The organism is Bacillus sp. SA1-12 (genome assembly GCF_000981385.1).
Taxonomy (GTDB): Bacteria; Bacillota; Bacilli; order Bacillales; family Bacillaceae; genus Metabacillus.
On the sequence record NZ_LATZ01000141.1, the window covers coordinates 1 to 1,034 of the forward strand.

2 pseudogenes are annotated in these 1,034 nt (G+C 37.4%); one reads left to right on the top strand and one right to left on the bottom strand.

Features of this window, described 5'->3' with window-relative positions:
* Positions 1–127 (bottom strand): annotated as a pseudogene (locus WQ54_RS34150) (IS21 family transposase); the annotation flags it as partial.
* A 662-nt stretch (positions 128–789) separates the two neighbouring features.
* Here WQ54_RS34150 and WQ54_RS35170 point away from each other — a divergent pair.
* Positions 790–1,034: pseudogene (locus tag WQ54_RS35170) on the top strand (group II intron reverse transcriptase/maturase); the annotation flags it as partial.

The window sequence follows — 1,034 nt, forward strand, 5'->3', positions numbered from 1 at the left end:
TTCCTGCAATACAAGGCTGCACTTTAAATCCAAAATCATCCGCAAATTGAGCGAAACGTTTATTGACTATTCCTTTGGTATAATTTGTTCTTGCTTCATCCATTACCGTTTTCATATTGTCAGTCAACCATATCAAAGTCACAAAGTGTGCTATTGTCATTTTTGACTCTTGTTAATTCGCATTTTTAAATTCTCCATCAGTATTTTTAATTTTGGTAAGTCTGTAAGACTATTAATCTTAAAATCTGTTTGGATATCTAACGCTATGTACATACTAATCACCCCAAGATTAGTATGTAGAAATGAGTCGAAACTGTACATCTTTAATTAATCAAATTTTTACATATTTAAATTAGCATTTGTAGTCTGAGGAACACGAACTTCATATAAGGCTAGGTATCATTGGATGAGTTTGCTTAACAAAACAAAGTCCTTTCTGTCGAAGGTGATACAGAGTAAATGAAAGCAGATAGGTGGAGGGAAAGATTGCACTCTTACCTGGGGAGGTCTGATTGGAACGCCAAGTACATTTGGTAACCTATCTAGCGATAGATAGCTGAACAATCAGAAGTCAGCAGAAGTCATAGTACCCTATTTTCTCGAGAATTAGGGGAAGGGCTGAACAATTAGGAAGAACTAAGAACTAGGCGTAAACTTCTTATGTTGAAACAGATAATCTGAAAAGAGCTACCTAAAGGAGGATATGGTGAATTCCATGGGGGACTTTGGGGGTGTGGAGTAAGAATAACACAATTAGATTTCTACGTTCACGTCGAAAGGAAATATCAAATGTTGATAGATATGATTTTGTCACGGGAAAACTTAATTGAAGCACTTAAGCGTGTGGAAAGGAACAAAGGAAGTCATGGCATAGATGGAATGTCCGTAAAATCCCTACGAAGACACCTCTATGAAAACTGGGATTCCCTTTGTCACTCTTTGAGAACTGGTACCTATGAACCGAACCCAGTACGTCGAATCGAAATCCCGAAACCGAACGGTGGAGTAAGATTACTAGGAATACCTACTGTGAC